The organism is Aureibaculum flavum (assembly GCF_016406085.1).
In the GTDB taxonomy this organism is placed as follows: domain Bacteria; phylum Bacteroidota; class Bacteroidia; order Flavobacteriales; family Flavobacteriaceae; genus Aureibaculum; species Aureibaculum flavum.
Genome location: NZ_JAEHFJ010000001.1, coordinates 295,145 through 310,723, shown reverse-complemented (window position 1 = coordinate 310,723; position 15,579 = coordinate 295,145). Strand labels below are relative to the sequence as shown.

14 protein-coding genes are annotated in these 15,579 nt (G+C 31.2%); 10 read left to right on the top strand and 4 right to left on the bottom strand.

Annotated features, from left to right (window positions below):
- The first annotated feature begins 140 nt into the window (after window positions 1-140).
- Window positions 141-638 carry a hypothetical protein gene (locus JBL43_RS01280; RefSeq protein ID WP_198839679.1) on the top strand — a complete coding sequence of 166 codons (498 nt, stop codon included), beginning with the start codon at window positions 141-143 and terminating at the stop codon, window positions 636-638.
- A 373-nt stretch (window positions 639-1,011) separates the two neighbouring features.
- Here JBL43_RS01280 and JBL43_RS01275 read toward each other — a convergent pair whose 3' ends face one another.
- From JBL43_RS01275 to lon, 3 genes are all read right to left on the bottom strand, one after another.
- Window positions 1,012-1,539 (bottom strand): Riean_0653 family protein, encoded by a 528-nt coding sequence (locus JBL43_RS01275; RefSeq protein ID WP_498371147.1) that lies wholly within the window; start codon window positions 1,537-1,539, stop codon window positions 1,012-1,014.
- Between the two features lie 97 nt (window positions 1,540-1,636).
- Window positions 1,637-2,455: a sterol desaturase family protein gene (locus JBL43_RS01270; RefSeq protein WP_198839677.1), complete on the bottom strand. Its 819-nt coding sequence runs from the start codon at window positions 2,453-2,455 to the stop codon at window positions 1,637-1,639.
- 82 nt (window positions 2,456-2,537) lie between these two features.
- On the bottom strand, window positions 2,538-4,979 hold the full coding sequence (gene lon / locus JBL43_RS01265; RefSeq protein WP_198839676.1) for an endopeptidase La: 2,442 nt from the start codon (window positions 4,977-4,979) through the stop codon (window positions 2,538-2,540).
- Between the two features lie 421 nt (window positions 4,980-5,400).
- Between lon and JBL43_RS01260 the strand changes: the two genes are divergently transcribed.
- From JBL43_RS01260 to ppk2 (JBL43_RS01220), 9 genes are all read left to right on the top strand, one after another.
- Window positions 5,401-5,952 carry an RNA polymerase sigma factor gene (locus tag JBL43_RS01260; protein ID WP_198839675.1) on the top strand — a complete coding sequence of 184 codons (552 nt, stop codon included), beginning with the start codon at window positions 5,401-5,403 and terminating at the stop codon, window positions 5,950-5,952.
- Window positions 5,942-6,499, top strand: a complete 558-nt coding sequence (locus JBL43_RS01255; protein ID WP_198839674.1) for a hypothetical protein — start codon at window positions 5,942-5,944, stop codon at window positions 6,497-6,499. Before JBL43_RS01260 ends, JBL43_RS01255 begins: the two co-directional genes overlap by 11 nt.
- On the top strand, window positions 6,480-7,562 hold the full coding sequence (locus JBL43_RS01250; protein ID WP_198839673.1) for a DUF4097 family beta strand repeat-containing protein: 1,083 nt from the start codon (window positions 6,480-6,482) through the stop codon (window positions 7,560-7,562). Before JBL43_RS01255 ends, JBL43_RS01250 begins: the two co-directional genes overlap by 20 nt.
- 31 nt (window positions 7,563-7,593) lie before the next feature.
- On the top strand, window positions 7,594-8,307 hold the full coding sequence (locus JBL43_RS01245; RefSeq protein ID WP_198839672.1) for a head GIN domain-containing protein: 714 nt from the start codon (window positions 7,594-7,596) through the stop codon (window positions 8,305-8,307).
- 397 nt (window positions 8,308-8,704) lie between these two features.
- A complete protein-coding gene (gene lgt, locus JBL43_RS01240; RefSeq protein ID WP_198839671.1) occupies window positions 8,705-9,619 on the top strand; it encodes a prolipoprotein diacylglyceryl transferase in 915 nt (304 codons plus the stop codon).
- Window positions 9,620-9,684: 65 nt separating this feature from the next.
- Entirely contained in the window at window positions 9,685-10,962 is a 1,278-nt protein-coding gene (gene rocD, locus JBL43_RS01235) for an ornithine--oxo-acid transaminase (protein WP_198840073.1), read from the top strand.
- 48 nt (window positions 10,963-11,010) lie between these two features.
- Entirely contained in the window at window positions 11,011-11,421 is a 411-nt protein-coding gene (locus JBL43_RS01230) for a nuclear transport factor 2 family protein (protein ID WP_198840072.1), read from the top strand.
- Window positions 11,422-11,429: 8 nt separating this feature from the next.
- Window positions 11,430-12,293 carry a polyphosphate kinase 2 gene (gene ppk2 / locus JBL43_RS01225; protein ID WP_198839670.1) on the top strand — a complete coding sequence of 288 codons (864 nt, stop codon included), beginning with the start codon at window positions 11,430-11,432 and terminating at the stop codon, window positions 12,291-12,293.
- Window positions 12,294-12,296: 3 nt separating this feature from the next.
- Complete coding sequence (ppk2, locus tag JBL43_RS01220; protein WP_198839669.1) at window positions 12,297-13,085, top strand: polyphosphate kinase 2; 789 nt, start codon at window positions 12,297-12,299, stop codon at window positions 13,083-13,085.
- A gap of 54 nt (window positions 13,086-13,139) precedes the next feature.
- Here ppk2 (JBL43_RS01220) and JBL43_RS01215 read toward each other — a convergent pair whose 3' ends face one another.
- On the bottom strand, window positions 13,140-15,566 hold the full coding sequence (locus tag JBL43_RS01215; protein ID WP_198839668.1) for a GumC family protein: 2,427 nt from the start codon (window positions 15,564-15,566) through the stop codon (window positions 13,140-13,142).
- Window positions 15,567-15,579 lie beyond the last annotated feature (13 nt).

Below are 15,579 nucleotides of genomic sequence, written 5' to 3'. Positions count from 1 at the left end.
CTTTTGCAATTTTTAAAAATATTTTTTTGAATGAAATAGTAAATCTTGTAAGTAAGCGTTTTAGTAAGAGACGAAACAAAAATTAACTAATTTGTATTATGCCTGAAAATCATTATCGTACAACAACCATTACAAAAAATATGAGTATAAATTTAGCATCATTCTTTGCAATTTTCTTATTTGCGGGTTCGTTTTCTGTACAGTCGCAAAACATGACCAACAGTGACTTAGAAAAAATTATTTATGTAGTTTCTGATAGTATTAGAGGAGAATCGGGTAATTGGCAATTTATGATCAAAGGTAGAATGCTAGCCTGTATTACAGATACAACCAATAACCGACTTCGAATTATGTCGCCCATTATTGAGCAGAAAAAATTAGCTCATATAGATTTACTGAAGCTTATGGAGGCCAACTCCTATACAGCTCTAGACGCCAGATATGCTATAGCCGATGATTTATTATGGTCATTGTTTGTACATCCGTTGAAAGAATTACAAAAAGATGAAATTTTAAGTGCCATTAACCAAGTATATACAGCCGCCTTAACTTATGGAACTACTTATAATAGCAGTGAGCTAACTTTTCCTAATAAAAAAAAGGAGGAAACAGAGAAGGAACAGAAAGGGAAGATATGAGTTTGACTTGAGATAGTTTGACCAAAGAAGGCAGGTAAGTTAGCTGAGCTAAAATATTGGTACTTTTCACCTTATCTATGAATTTTCCATAAACACACACTACACTCTTTAACCAGTAGTTTATATCATAAGAAACTTGAAATCATTTTTTTTACAGGTGTTTTTTACTCGATGAGTCAAATAATTCAATGCCTTAAAATGATCTTTATGTGTCATTTTAAAGACCATTTCGTTATGGAAGAAATAAATGATTGATTTTCTGTTTATTTTAAAACGGAGTTTTGCGAACACATGACTTTCTCTAGCATTTTTAATATTTTATCCAATTGAAATGGATAATTCTAATTCTTCTGTCATCGTTTTAAAGATTTCTTTAGTTAATAAACATATCAAATTCTCCTTTTCGAATCTCGCGTATTTCATTGTTTTCGTTGGCTGCATCAAACCAAAATTTCCCTCCTATTATCCTTTCTTGTGTGTCGTGATAAAGAATTTCAAGTTTTCCATTATAACTGGCACTAGTTGCTCCATCAAATTCAATTGACCTATACTCTGCATAACTTTGTCCGTTTTCTTTTTCTCCCAAAATAAATATTCTTCCCGTTAAGTCGATTCGAGTATCGGCATCCATTGATAGCAAACGAATATACTGAATACCCATGTCAGTATTCGTATCGTTATTGAAGCTGATACTTAAAAAATGAGTTCCATCAAGGTAAGAATCACCTCGAGCACGGGCATTACCATATAATTTAAAATTAGGTTTCAAGAGGATCCCGTCAACTTCACATTTTATCCCGCCCATTCCTTCAAATTTATAATTCCCAGTGATTTCAACATCGTTTGGTGAACAACTTATAAATAAGGCCGTTAGTAGAATCAGAAAAATTTGTTTTGTCATAACTCTTTATTAAGAAGATATCTTTTAGCAAGAAAGGTTGCGTAATCTTTAATGTTAACTAGCATGAATTTACCCAGTTTAACATATTTTTCTAAATTCAATAATCTGTCTTTATCCTCTCATCAAAAGGAATTTTAAATTGATAACCTACATTTTCGTCTAATTTCCCATCTAAAACATCAAGTCCGTAAATTACCTTATTCGGATTACCGTAGACAAAGGTGCCGAAAATACGATCCCAAAATGAAAAAATATTACCAAAATTAGTATCTGTCCAAGGTCTTTCAAAATGATGATGGAATTTATGCATGTTCGGTGTAATAAAAATGAAACTCATAGGTTTGTCTATCCACACTGGTACATTTATATTGGCATGTGTGAGATACGTAAATAGAATGGTTACTATTTTATAGACAACATAAAAAGCAAACGGAGCACCAATAATTACAATGGCTATTAGGGCTGCAATTTCTCGTAAAACATAATCACCAGGATGATGTCTTGTGCCTGTGGTAGCGTCAACCTTAGTATCGCTATGATGTATCATGTGGAATCTCCACATCCAACTTACTTTATGTAAATAATAATGAACAGCATATTGTGCTACAAAATCTAAAAAGAGAATTGTTATGAATAATTCTGCCCATATAGGTAAATGAACCCAATGTAAAATACCTATTTGATGTGTGCCTATATAACTAAAGACACCAATAGTTAGTAATCCAAATACTATATTAATAGTTAAACTTGTACCCAAGAATACCAAGTTAACCCCCGCATGTTTCCATTTTTTATAATTTAGTTTTACTAATGGATAAATTCCTTCTAAAAACCAACTGAATAAGAGACAAGCCAATATCCAAACTAGTTTTTGCCATGATGGCATTTGCTCAAAGAATTGTAAAAAGGATTCCATTTCTGTAGTGGGTTTTTACAAATATAAAAAAAGGCGTTGTAAATTATCTTTACAACGCCTTTAATATTGAAATTAAAACGAATTACTTCTTTGCTTTCTGTTTCAATAAAGCAATATCAATTACCTCTTTCATATTTTCAACAAAATGAAATTTCAAGCCTTTTAAATATTCCTCTTTAATTTCATCAATGTCTTTTTGATTATCTTTACATAAGATAATTTCTTTGATGTTAGCTCTTTTAGCTGCTAAAATCTTTTCCTTTATACCACCAACAGGTAAAACTTTTCCACGTAAGGTCATTTCTCCAGTCATGGCTAAGTGTGATTTTACTTTTCTACCAGTAAATGAAGAAACTAACGAAGTTAACATGGTTATACCTGCACTGGGACCATCTTTTGGAGTAGCTCCTTCAGGTACGTGTATGTGTACATTTTTAGTCTGTAAATCTTCCATATCAATTCCAAATTCATCTGCATTTGCTTTGATGAATTCCATGGCTATGGTTGCTGACTCTTTCATTACTTTTCCTAAATTACCGGTAATGGTTAAATTACCTTTACCTTTTGATAGAATAGATTCAATAAATAAAATATCACCTCCAACGCTTGTCCAAGCTAATCCGGTTACAACGCCAGGAACTTCATTGGTTTCGTATTTATTACGTTCTAAGTTTGCAGCTCCTAGTATTTTTATGAGATCATCATTGCTAATTTTAACTTGATATTCTTGCTCCATTGCAATAGACTTAGCAGCATATCTGACCACTTTTGCTATCATTTTGTCAAGCGTTCTAACTCCTGATTCTCGAGTGTACCCTTCAATAATACGTTCAAATTGAGGTTTCCCAATTTTAATGTCTTTAGAAGTTAAACCATGTGCTTTTAATTGTTTTGGTAAGAGGTGTTTTTTAGCAATTTCAATTTTTTCCTCAATAATATATCCAGAAACATTTATCATTTCCATTCTATCGCGTAAAGCCCAAGGAATATTACCCAAATTATTTGCCGTAGCAATAAATAGAATTTTAGATAGGTCATAACCTACTTCTAAAAAATTATCATAAAAAGCATTGTTTTGCTCTGGGTCTAGTACTTCTAACATGGCCGAAGAAGGGTCACCATTATTGTTACTTACTAATTTGTCAATTTCGTCTAAAACAAAAACGGGATTGGAAGTTCCTGCTTTTTTAATATTTTGAATAATTCTACCTGGCATAGCACCAATATAGGTTTTTCTATGTCCACGTATTTCTGCTTCGTCACGCAAACCACCTAAGGACATTCTTACATATTTTCTTCCTAGAGATTCAGCAACCGATTTACCTAATGAAGTTTTACCTACACCAGGAGGACCGTATAAACAAATAATTGGCGATTTCATATCTCCTTTTAATTTAAGGACTGCCAAATGTTCTATGATACGTTCTTTTACTTTTTCGAGTCCAAAATGATCTCTATTTAGTATTTTCTCAGCACGTTTTAAATCGAATTTATCTTTAGAATATTCTTCCCAAGGTAATTCTAGTAATAAGTCTAAATAATTGCGTTGTACCGAATATTCAGCAGCCTGTGGGTTCATGCGTTGCAAACGACTTAATTCTTTATCAAACGTTTCAGACACTTCTTTGCTCCACTTTTTCTTTTTCGCAGTTTGACGCATTTCTTCCAACTCCTCATCATAAGATGCACCACCTAATTCCTCTTGAATGGTTTTCATTTGTTGGTGTAAATAATATTCACGCTGTTGCTGATCCATATCCTCACGGACTTTAGAATGGATAACATTTTTCAATTCAAGATGTTGCAATTCAGCATCCATCTTTTTTAACGTTTCTAATGCTCTCTTTTTTAAACTATTAGTGTTTAAAAGAGTTTGTTTTTCTTTAACTCCTAAGTTCATGTTAGAAGAAACAAAATTCACTAAGAAAGAGTTACTTTGAATATTTTTTATAGCAAAAGAAGCCTCTGAAGGTAAGTTCGGATTCTCTTTAATTATCTTAAGTGCGATATCTTTAATAGAATCTATGATTGCTGTAAACTCGGTATCTGTTATTTCTGGAATTTCTTCTACCAATTCTTTGGCTGTAGCTTTTATATAAGGCTCTGTTTGCACAAATTCGCCCAATTCAAAGCGTTTTTTACCTTGAATAACAACCATAGTATTACCGTCAGGCATTTTTAATACTCGTAAAATTCTAGCTACAGTACCAATACTGTGTAAATCTTTACGCGTAGGGTTTTCTACAGACTCATTGTTTTGAGCCACAACACCAATGGTTTTATCACCAGCATTGGCCTCTTTAATTAATTTTATAGATTGGTCTCTACCCGCAGTAATAGGAATTACAACCCCCGGAAATAGCACTGTGTTTTTTAAAGTTAAAATGGGTAATACCTCAGGTATAGCTTCATTTTTGATTTCTTCTTCATCTTCAGGCGTCATTAACGGAATTAATTCAGAATCTTCATCAAGCATGTTTTGAAGTGACAGATTGTCAATATTTAAAAATTTTGGATCACTCATATGTATATATAGGTCAATATGACATTAAACGTTTATAATAATAAAATAATACATTACAATTGAATAATTAAATAACTGATAATTAATTTAATAGCTATTCGTAAATGTATTTTCAAAATATATGTTTCAATAGTTGTGCCAATGGGGAAGAAGGGCGTTTAAAATTGTAGTTATTGGGTTGTGAGAAGTTATTTTTAAAAAGTACAATTTTTAAAATTGAGCTGATAATTAATTTGAAAGATAAGTTAAAGTCATTTTCTCTTTCTCATTATGAAAGAAATGAACTAAGTTTTTAATATAGTTATCTGTTTCCATATATTTATTAGTCTAAAAATCAATTAACTATTCACTAAATTAATTTATTTTTCATAAAACTGTAACAAATAAAAACTTACTTTGTCTTTTATTCAGAAACGATACATTGCGAGATAACCAACAACATATTACACAGCTTTTGCAGCAATGCAAAAATGGAAAACAAAGTGCTCAATTCGAGATCTATAAGTTGTACTATAAAGCAATGTATAATGCAGCGTTACGGATTTTAAAAGACAGTTTTGAAGCTGAAGATGTAATGCAGGAGTCGTTTCTAATTGCATTTACAAAATTGAGCACTTTTAAAGGAGAAGTAACTTTTGGAGCTTGGTTAAAAAGAATTGTAATTAATAAGAGTATTACGCAAATTAGAAAAAACAATAGGATTCAAGAAGTGCCTTTAGAAGTTGTTAAAGAACAAGCGGAAGAAAATAGTGAGAATGTAAATTATGAAGCTATTAATCCAAAAGTGATTATTAATGGAATCAATCAATTGAAAGATAATTATAGAGTGGCGTTGACTTTAAATTTAATAGAGGGGTATGATTATGAGGAAATTTCTGAAATAATGAAAATTACAAATCAGAATTCTAGAACAACAATTTCAAGGGCAAAGAATAAATTAAGAAGGATTTTAGCGACAGATTATGCAAGATAAAAAAGACAATTTAGAAGAAAGGCTAGTTGAGTTAAATGGTCAATTTGATATAGAAGAACCTGATATAGGGCATTTTAATAGATTTGAGGCTAAACTTGCTAGTCAAGACGTCACAAAATCGAAATGGAACCCAAATACTTGGAAGTGGCTCGCCGTTGCGGCATCAATTGCTTTGGTTTTTAGCCTTAGCTTTAATTCTTTTACGGTGGAACCAGAAGGATTTGAATTGGCAGATGTTTCACCTAAAATGGAAGAGACACAAAGCTTTTTTGTATTGACGATACAGAGTGAATTAGAGCAAATTAATTTAAAAAGGAATGATGATAACAAACAGGTTATAGATGATGCTCTAAAACAATTAGACAAGCTTGAGAAAAATTATGAAGAGCTCACTGTTGAACTTAAAACGAGTAATAAGGACAAGCGAATTATTTATGCAATGATCTCTAATTATCAACAGCGTATAGAAGTATTACAGTTTGTGCTAGAACAATTAGATGAAATAGAACAATTTAAAAACACGAATAATGAAGAAACAATTATATAAAATAGTATTATTTTTATTGTGCTTTCCCCTTTTGATGCATGCAAATGAAAAAGGAGATTTTAAACACGAAAAATCAAAAACAATACAAAAGATTTATACGGTAAATAGTAACGCCTTAGTTAGAATTGATAATAGATATGGTAACATAGATGTTGTTTCTTGGGATGGTAATTCAGTTGAAATAGAAGTTAAAATTACCGTTAAAGGGAATGATGAAGATAAGGTTGTAAATCGCTTGAATACGATACGTATTGATTTTGATGCCAATAAAAGTGTGGTTTATGCCAAAACGATTATTGAAAAAAAATCATCTTCTTGGTCTTGGGGATCAGGTAAAAATAGTAATGTTAATTACCAAATTGATTATAAAATAAAAATACCAATTACCAATAAAGTCGATTTAGAAAATGATTATGGTAATATAACCTTGAATGAATTGAAAGGAGACTGTACGATCAACTGTGATTATGGATCTATTATTATTGGAGACTTACATAGTAACAATAATGATATAAATTTAGATTATTCTACAAATTCCACTATTGGTTTGATGAATGGAGGTTCTATAAATGCTGATTATTCAAAGTTCACAGTAGAAAAAGCAGGAAACATTGATCTAAATGCAGATTACACCACCTCAGTTTTTGAAAATGTAAAAAGCCTAGATTACAATTGTGATTACGGGAGTCTTAAAGTTGACAATGCAGAAAATGTGGAAGGAGTAGGTGATTACTTATCATTAAAAATGGGGTCTATTTCAAATAAAGTAGAAATTGAAGCTGATTATGGTTCTGTAAAAATTGAAAATCTACTAGTTGGTTTTAGTCGCGTAGATATTGATGGTAGCTATACAGGAATTAAAATTGGAGTGCCAAAAACTAAAGGCTTCAGTTTTGATATTAAACTCAGCTATGGAGGTTTTAAATATGACAAAGACATGGTGGATTTTAGTAGTCAGATTGTGAAATCAAGCTCTAAATCATATCAAGGATCTTATGGGAAATCAAATTTACAATCAAAAATATTTATAGATTCAAGATACGGAAGTGTAACTTTTTATTAAAACTATAACTAAAATTCTAAAAACTTAAAAAATGAAGAAATTAATCGTCTTATTAGTAATTACAGCATTTAGTATTCCTTCCAATGCTCAATGGAAAAAAATAAAAGGTAATGGCAATGTAACAACAACTACTAGAACTGTTTCTGAATATGATAAAATTGGTATTTCAGGTTCATTTGATATTAAACTCGTAGCTGGTAACGAAGGTAAACTTACCATTGTGGCGGAAGATAATATTTTAGAATATTTAATTACCAAAGTAGAAGGAGACCATTTAAAAATTAAATGGAAAAAAGGAATTAATATTAAAACAAAGAAAAAAATAGTGATTACTATTCCTTTTAAAGATATTGAAGAAGTTGCTTTGGCTGGTTCGGGAGATGTAATTTCTAATGATGTTATTCATGCAGATAATTTTAAAGCAGCTCTTTCAGGTTCCGGTGATTTTAATTTAAAGCTTAAGGTAAATATGCTTAAATCTTCTATATCGGGATCAGGAGATATGAATCTAAGCGGAGTTGCTGCAACTTTTGATTGTGCTATTTCTGGTTCAGGAGATGTAGATGCCGAGATGTTAGTTTCAGATATTGCCACAGTTCGTATTGCAGGTTCTGGTGATGTTTCTATTCATGTAAAAGATGAATTAGATGCTAAAGTTTCAGGATCTGGTGATATACGTTATAAAGGGAACCCTCAAAAAAATAGTTCAAAAGTAAGTGGATCTGGGAGTATAAGGTCTATCTAGTTTATCTTAAATGATCAATGAAAAAGGGATCTGTTCAACTTGAACGGATCCCTTTTATTTTTAAATAATTTTAAGCTTTAACGGTAACGTCTTTTTTTATTCCAAACATTACTCGTGCTATTTTGTAAACTTAATTTTAAAGTTGTCATATTTTTTGTTTTTAAATTGAATGGGTAAGACGTCCTAAGTTCAATTAAGTTGCATTAAGTGCAATGTATTAACTAAATTTTAACATTATAAAAGAAATTTTGCAAAGATTTTGTTAAAAAAAAGCTTTATTTATTTGAAATCTTGATTTTATAGTTGAAATTGCTCTTATATAGGATTAAAAAAATCTTCCTTTCATTAATCATAAAATAATTTAACAATAACTATATTTACGGTCAAATTTAGATATATGATTTTTTCACTTGCGATAGACTGGAATTTTAATCCTGATATTATAAAAATAGGCTCTTTTCCTATTAAATATTATAGTTTAATGTATGTATTAGCCTTCATTGTTGGTTTACAATTGATGAAACGTATTTATACTAAGGATAATATTTCTTTAGAAAAATTAGATTCAATTTTTATTTATACGGTTATTGCCATGCTTTTAGGAGCACGGATTGGGCATTATGTTTTTTATGAAGAGGATTACACTTTAGCGGAAGTTTTTTTACCTTTTAAATTAGATCCATTTGAATATACAGGTTTTCAAGGGTTAGCAAGTCACGGAGCAGCTATTGGAATAATTATTGCCATGTACTTTTATAGCAAAAAGGTAGTGAAAAAACCATTGCTATGGACCTTAGACAGATTGGTAATACCAACGGCATTAGGGGCAATGTTTGTACGACTTGGAAATCTCTTTAATTCAGAGATTGTTGGTAAGGCAACGGGTACAGATTTTGGATTTAAATTTATTAGAAATGATATAAGTGAGTATAAAGCGATGGCAATTACTCAAGCCAAGACTGTAAATAAAGCCTATGATCTTATAGCTAATAGTTCTCGTTTTAAGGAGGTTCTAGCTGAAGTGCCAAATCGCTATCCTACACAAATTTACGAAGCTACAGGATACGTAATAACTTTTTTTGTGCTTTGGTATATTTATTGGAAAACAGATAAAAAACAAAAACATGGTTACTTATTTGGAGTTTTCATGGTAATGTTATGGTCCATTAGATTTATCATAGAATTTTATAAAGAATGGCAAGGAGGTATAGAAACGCTATTTAATGTAAATCTAAATACAGGTCAATTATTGAGTATACCTTTGGTATTGGTTGGTTTATTTTTTATGTTTAGACCTGTAAAAACGGTATAATATGAATGGATGATTTCTCTCCCGTAAGAAGGAATTTTAAGTGTTAAATTTTAAAATTTTAAATGATGGTCTTAGAAGAGCAAATTACATCAAAACAAGCAATTGAATTAGAGAACAAATATGGAGCTCATAATTATCACCCATTACCTGTAGTATTAAATAAAGGTAAAGGTGTTTTTGTTTGGGATTTGGAAGGTAAAAAGTATTACGATTTTTTGTCTGCGTATTCCGCGGTAAATCAAGGGCATTGTCATCCCAAAATAATAAATGCCTTAAAAGAGCAAGCAGATACGTTAACACTTACCTCAAGGGCCTTTTATAACGATAAATTAGGTCAATATGAAAAGTATGTAACTGATTATTTCGGTTTTGAAAAAGTTTTACCCATGAATACTGGTGCGGAAGCTGTAGAAACTGCAATAAAAATAGCAAGAAAATGGGGGTATGAAAAAAAAGGAATTCCTTCTAATAAAGCTAAAATTATAGTATGTGAAAATAATTTTCATGGACGAACAGTAACAATCATTTCTGCATCTAATGATCCCGTCGCTACTGAAAATTTTGGACCTTTTACCCCGGGTATTGTTTCTATAAAATATAATAATCTTGATGCATTAAGGGAAGCTGTAAAAGATGATAATGTTGCCGCATTTTTAGTGGAACCTATTCAAGGTGAAGCTGGAGTTTTTGTGCCTGATGAAGATTATATAAAAAATGCTTTTGCTATTTGTAAAGAAAAAAATGTACTTTTTATAGCAGATGAAGTGCAGACAGGGATTGCGAGGACTGGTCGTTTGTTAGCCTCTTGTGGCAATTGTTCATGTAAAGATAAAAATTGTTCTAGTACACCTGATGTAAAACCTGATGTGTTAATTTTAGGTAAGGCTATTTCGGGTGGAGTATTTCCAGTTTCAGCTGTTTTAGCTGATAATCACATCATGGAAGTCATTCAACCAGGTAATCACGGCTCTACCTTTGGCGGAAATCCATTGGCTTGTGCAGTAGCAATGGCAGCTTTAGATGTTGTAAAAGAAGAAAATCTTGCTGAAAATGCTTTTAAATTAGGCGTACAATTTAGAAAAGGTATGCAAGATTTGATAAATAAGTCAGATTTAGTCAAATTAGTTAGGGGAAAGGGCTTATTAAATGCTATTGTTATCAATGATAGTGAAGATAGTTCTACAGCTTGGAATATTTGTGTGGCATTAAAGGAAAAGGGACTGTTGGCAAAGCCAACTCATGGCAACATAATTAGATTTGCCCCCCCATTGGTTATGACGGAGGTTCAGTTAGAAGATTGTATATCTATCATAAGCGAAACAATAATTAATTTTAAAAAATAAAAGATGTTTGCCAAAAGGTCTCTTTTGTGTTTTTTCGGATTCTTTTTAATGTTTCAATTGACATTTGCTCAATCTAATGATGAACTTGAAATAAAAGAAGTGATTGATGTATTTTTTGAGGGATTGCATGCCGGAGATACTTTAAAAATAAAAGAAACAGTAGGCGGTAAGGTTATTATGCAATCTGTGAATGATTCAGGGCTGAAGTCCGTAATTTTTAGTGATTTTTTAAAAAATATTGCTAGTATTAATCCTGAAACAACCAAAATTAAAGAAAAAATAATATCTTTAAATATAAAATTAGATGGAGTCATGGCGAATGCTTGGGCTCCTTATGAATTTTATATAAATTCAGAACTCAGTCATTGCGGTATAAATTCTTTTCAATTAATCAAAATTGAAGGAAACTGGAAAATTATTTATATCATTGATACTAGAAGAAAAGATAATTGTAATTAATAATGTAGATGGATAAAAACGAAATAAAACTTACAAAAGAAGATTTTGAAAGAGTCTCTTCAAACAAAGAATTGATAACTTTAATCAACAGTAAAGGTAGAAATATTGATTCTATTTTAAAGAGGCTTAAGTACGAAGATGAGTTAAAAAAGCTCCAAATAGAATTAGTAAAATTACAACAGTGGATTTCCACGAGTAAAAAGCGTGTTGTGGTTATTTTTGAAGGAAGAGATGCCGCTGGTAAAGGTGGTAATATAAGACGTTTTACAGAGCATTTAAATCCACGTTCTATGAATTTGGTAGCCTTGACTAAGCCAACAGAAGTGGAGCGAGGACAATGGTACTTTAGACGCTACATAAAAGAATTATCCAATCCTGGTGAAATTGTGTTTTTTGACAGAAGCTGGTATAATAGAGCAGTGGTAGAACCCGTAATGGGGTTTTGTACGCAAGAGCAATATCGCAAATTTATGCTGCAAGTACCTGAATTTGAGCATATGTTATATGAAGATGGCGTAAAAATCATTAAGTTTTGGTTCTCAATATCAAAGGAAGAACAAAAAGCAAGATTTGATGCACGATTAGAAACTCCGTTAAAAAGGTGGAAATTTAGTCCTGTAGATCAAAAGGGACAAGAATTGTGGGATACGTATACCTCTTATAAAGAACAAATGTTTAGTAAGACTCATACTACGTATTGTCCATGGATTATTGTTAAAGCAAATGATAAAAAGACAGCCAGACTAGAAAGTATGAGGTATGTGTTATCACAGTTTGAATATCCAGATAAAGACAAGGCATTAACTACATTATTACCAGATCCTAATATTATTATGAGATATTTTAGATCTGCTGAACAAATTGATTATTGATTTATGGAGAAATATAATTTAAAAGATTTAGACGTTAAAAAATTAAATACAAATAAGGGGTTATTGGCGATTTTGGCTAAAGAACCTTACAATTTATCAAAGGCACTACGGTTTATTAATTATGAAAAAAAATTAAAAAAGCTACAGGTAGAGTTGGTAAAACTGCAAACTTGGGCAATTCAAAATAACGAACGTATTATTGTTGTCTTTGAAGGAAGAGATGCTGCAGGTAAAGGTGGAGCTATTCGTAGAATTACGGAACGGATTAACCCTAGACATATTAAAATTGTAGCATTACCTAAACCTACTGAAGAGGAGAAAACGGAGTGGTATTTTCAGCGATATGTAAATCAATTTCCTCGAGCAGGGCAAATGGTCTTTTTTGATAGAAGCTGGTATAATAGGGCAGTGGTTGAGCCCGTAAATGGTTTTTGCACGGAAAAACAATATGATATATTCATGAATCAAGTTAATGATTTCGAACGTATGATAACAGAATCAGGTATTATCTTAGTGAAAATATACATGTCTATCTCTAAATCTGAACAGGCTGAACGTTTTGAGGATATTAAAACGGACCCACTGAAACATTGGAAAATGACAGCAGTTGATGAAAAGGCTCAAGATCTTTGGGATGTCTATACCAGATATAAAAAATTAATGTTCGAAAATACTCAGAAAGGTGGTATTCCTTTTAAAGTAATAAAAGCAAATAGAAAAACTATCGCTAGGGTTAATGCTATTGAGTATATATTATCGGCAATACCTTATGATAAAAATTTAAAAATATAATTACTTCAACACAAAAAAAAAGGCTAGAAATAATTTCTAGCCTTTTTTTTTGTGTTATGATTTTCCAAATTGCCACCACTTTTTTTGAGAATTTTCAAAAGCCGTACCATAACCATAACCATAGCCATAGCCATAAGTTTTCTTTTGGTCAACTCCATTAAGTAATAGAGCCATATTAGGTAATCTTTGCTCTTTATATAAAAAGTTAACATATTTCAACATTCTCTTATCAACAAAGTTTGCCCTGATTACATATATAAAGGCATCAGCAAATTTGGATAATAATAAGGTGTCTGTTACCATGCTAAATGCGGCAGTATCTACAATAACATATTCATAATTTTCCTTAGCAAAATCAAATAATTCTTTTATTCTTGCATTCATTAATAATTCAGCAGGATTAGGAGCTAAATCCCCTGATGTGATAATATCAAGGTAGTCATTTTCAGGAGCCGATACAACAAGGTCAGCTGGTTTAATATCTGAATTAATAATATAATTAGTAACTCCTTGTTTACTTCTAACACCTAAATAAGGTTCAATCTTAGGTGCTCTAATATCTAACCCAAGAATTATCGTTTTCTTATTTGCGTGTGAAAGAGCTGTAGCCAAGTTAGTAGACACTAAAGATTTTCCTTCATGAGCAATGGATGAAGTGACAAAAATAACTTTACCAGCATTACTTTCTGCTGTTTTTGGAAGTATAAAACTAATATTTGTTCGTAAAATTCTAAATGCCTCGGCAACACCAGAATGGTCTTCTTTTTTAATCAAGTATCTTGATTTTTTTCCATCTAGCTTCGGTATATCGGCAATAATTGGAATATTTAATACTCTTTCAATATCTTCTCTAGTATGTATTTTTGAGTCTAAAATGTCTCTTAGGTAAATAATAGAAAAAGGAATTAACAACCCTATAAGAATGGCAAATATAAATGCCATTTTCTTTTTTGGAGCTACTCGATTTGGATTACTTTCTGCTTTGTCAATTATTTTAGCATTGGGATCTGCAACTCCTAATGTAATAGCAGTTTCTTCTCTTTTTTGCAGTAAATATAAATAAAGAGCTTCTTTCGTTTGTTGTTTACGAGTAACATCCCTAATTTGGGTTTCTTGCTGAGGAGCACCGTAAATTCTACCTTGTGCGATATTATATTGCTGACTATAAGCATCATACGCAATTTTTGTAGAAGCTTCTGCATTTTGTAAACCTTTATTAATTGTCGTTTCTAGAGACTTAAGTTGATCATCCAAAGCAACAACAATAGGGTTCTTTTCCGTCGAGCCTCCTTTTAATCTCGTTTGTTTGGCAATTAAAAGTTCATTATACTTGGCCACACTATTTGCTACATTGGCATCTGCAATACCTACACTAGGTATCATTTCATTTTTACCTTTAGTCGCAACAATTTCTTTTACTTGTTTGATTTGATTTAATTGTGTCGCTGTTTGATTTTTTTCTTGCTCTATTTGTTTGGCAGCTTGCATGTTTAAACCAGCACTAGAAGCTACTGATGAAGCACCATACTTAGACTTGACATTTTCAACATTTTCATCTACATCAGCTAGCTCTTCTGATATTTTCTTTAACCTTTCACTTACAAATTCAGAAGTGTTTTGTGATAATTCTTCTTTTAAACGTATTGCTCTTAAATTATATCTATGCACTAATTCATCTAAAAAATTTTCCGCTTTCTTTTTATGACTATCCGTCACTGATAAACTTAAAACATTTGAGAACTCCGCTTTTGGCTCAATAGCTAATCCATCTAGATAAGCGTTAGTCATGTTAGCAACAGGAGTTATACTTACAAATATATTTTCCCCAATAAGATTATTTTCTTTAAAGTCTACATTTGGAAGTATAATTAAATCACCAAAATTAGTCGTTATTTTTTCACCAAACGATTGTGTTTTTACTATAGATTCATCTGTTGTAGTAAAAGTGTATTGATTCTCAGAATTTATTTTTATTATAAACTGAGCACTCGTTTTATACAAAGCGGTATCACTAATAAAAAAATTTAAATCAATCGGAGGGTTTTCATAGTTTTCTACTTCGTAAAATTCTGTGTTAAAACCAATGTTACTATCTAAAAATTCACTTAACCCATTTTTCTTCGTAAAAAATTGAATATTTAATTTAAGTGTTGTTATTACTTCGGAAATTAATGTTTTGGATTTTAGAACTTCAATTTCATCATCGATATTATCATTAGAGTTACTCATTATCCCCATATCTTGAAAAGCTGATAATGCAGATTTATCACCATTCTTTTCATTTTTTATCTTAATAGTAGATACCGCCTCGTAACTCGATCTTTTAAAATTTAGAGTGTATAAAGTATAAAGGAATGAGATTAAAATTGCTATCGCAAACCATTTCCAATTTCTTAAATACTTTTCAACTTGTTCTCTGAGATCTAGGCTGTTTTCATTTCCGTCATCTTTTTCGATACCTCTTCCTTTTTCAAATTCCATTTATAAAAAAATT

Bases quoted from the DNA above. Each gene is read 5' to 3' on its own strand.
- ppk2 (WP_198839670.1), top strand. From the start codon at position 11,430: ATGGATAAAAACGAAATAAAACTTACAAAAGAAGATTTTGAAAGAGTC.
- ppk2 (WP_198839669.1), top strand. From the start codon at position 12,297: ATGGAGAAATATAATTTAAAAGATTTAGACGTTAAAAAATTAAATACA.
- JBL43_RS01280 (WP_198839679.1), top strand. From the start codon at position 141: ATGAGTATAAATTTAGCATCATTCTTTGCAATTTTCTTATTTGCGGGT.
- JBL43_RS01215 (WP_198839668.1), bottom strand. From the start codon at position 15,566: ATGGAATTTGAAAAAGGAAGAGGTATCGAAAAAGATGACGGAAATGAA.
- JBL43_RS01230 (WP_198840072.1), top strand. From the start codon at position 11,011: ATGTTTCAATTGACATTTGCTCAATCTAATGATGAACTTGAAATAAAA.
- lgt (WP_198839671.1), top strand. From the start codon at position 8,705: ATGATTTTTTCACTTGCGATAGACTGGAATTTTAATCCTGATATTATA.
- JBL43_RS01275 (WP_498371147.1), bottom strand. From the start codon at position 1,539: ATGACAAAACAAATTTTTCTGATTCTACTAACGGCCTTATTTATAAGT.
- JBL43_RS01255 (WP_198839674.1), top strand. From the start codon at position 5,942: ATGCAAGATAAAAAAGACAATTTAGAAGAAAGGCTAGTTGAGTTAAAT.
- JBL43_RS01245 (WP_198839672.1), top strand. From the start codon at position 7,594: ATGAAGAAATTAATCGTCTTATTAGTAATTACAGCATTTAGTATTCCT.
- JBL43_RS01250 (WP_198839673.1), top strand. From the start codon at position 6,480: ATGAAGAAACAATTATATAAAATAGTATTATTTTTATTGTGCTTTCCC.
- JBL43_RS01270 (WP_198839677.1), bottom strand. From the start codon at position 2,455: ATGGAATCCTTTTTACAATTCTTTGAGCAAATGCCATCATGGCAAAAA.
- rocD (WP_198840073.1), top strand. From the start codon at position 9,685: ATGGTCTTAGAAGAGCAAATTACATCAAAACAAGCAATTGAATTAGAG.
- lon (WP_198839676.1), bottom strand. From the start codon at position 4,979: ATGAGTGATCCAAAATTTTTAAATATTGACAATCTGTCACTTCAAAAC.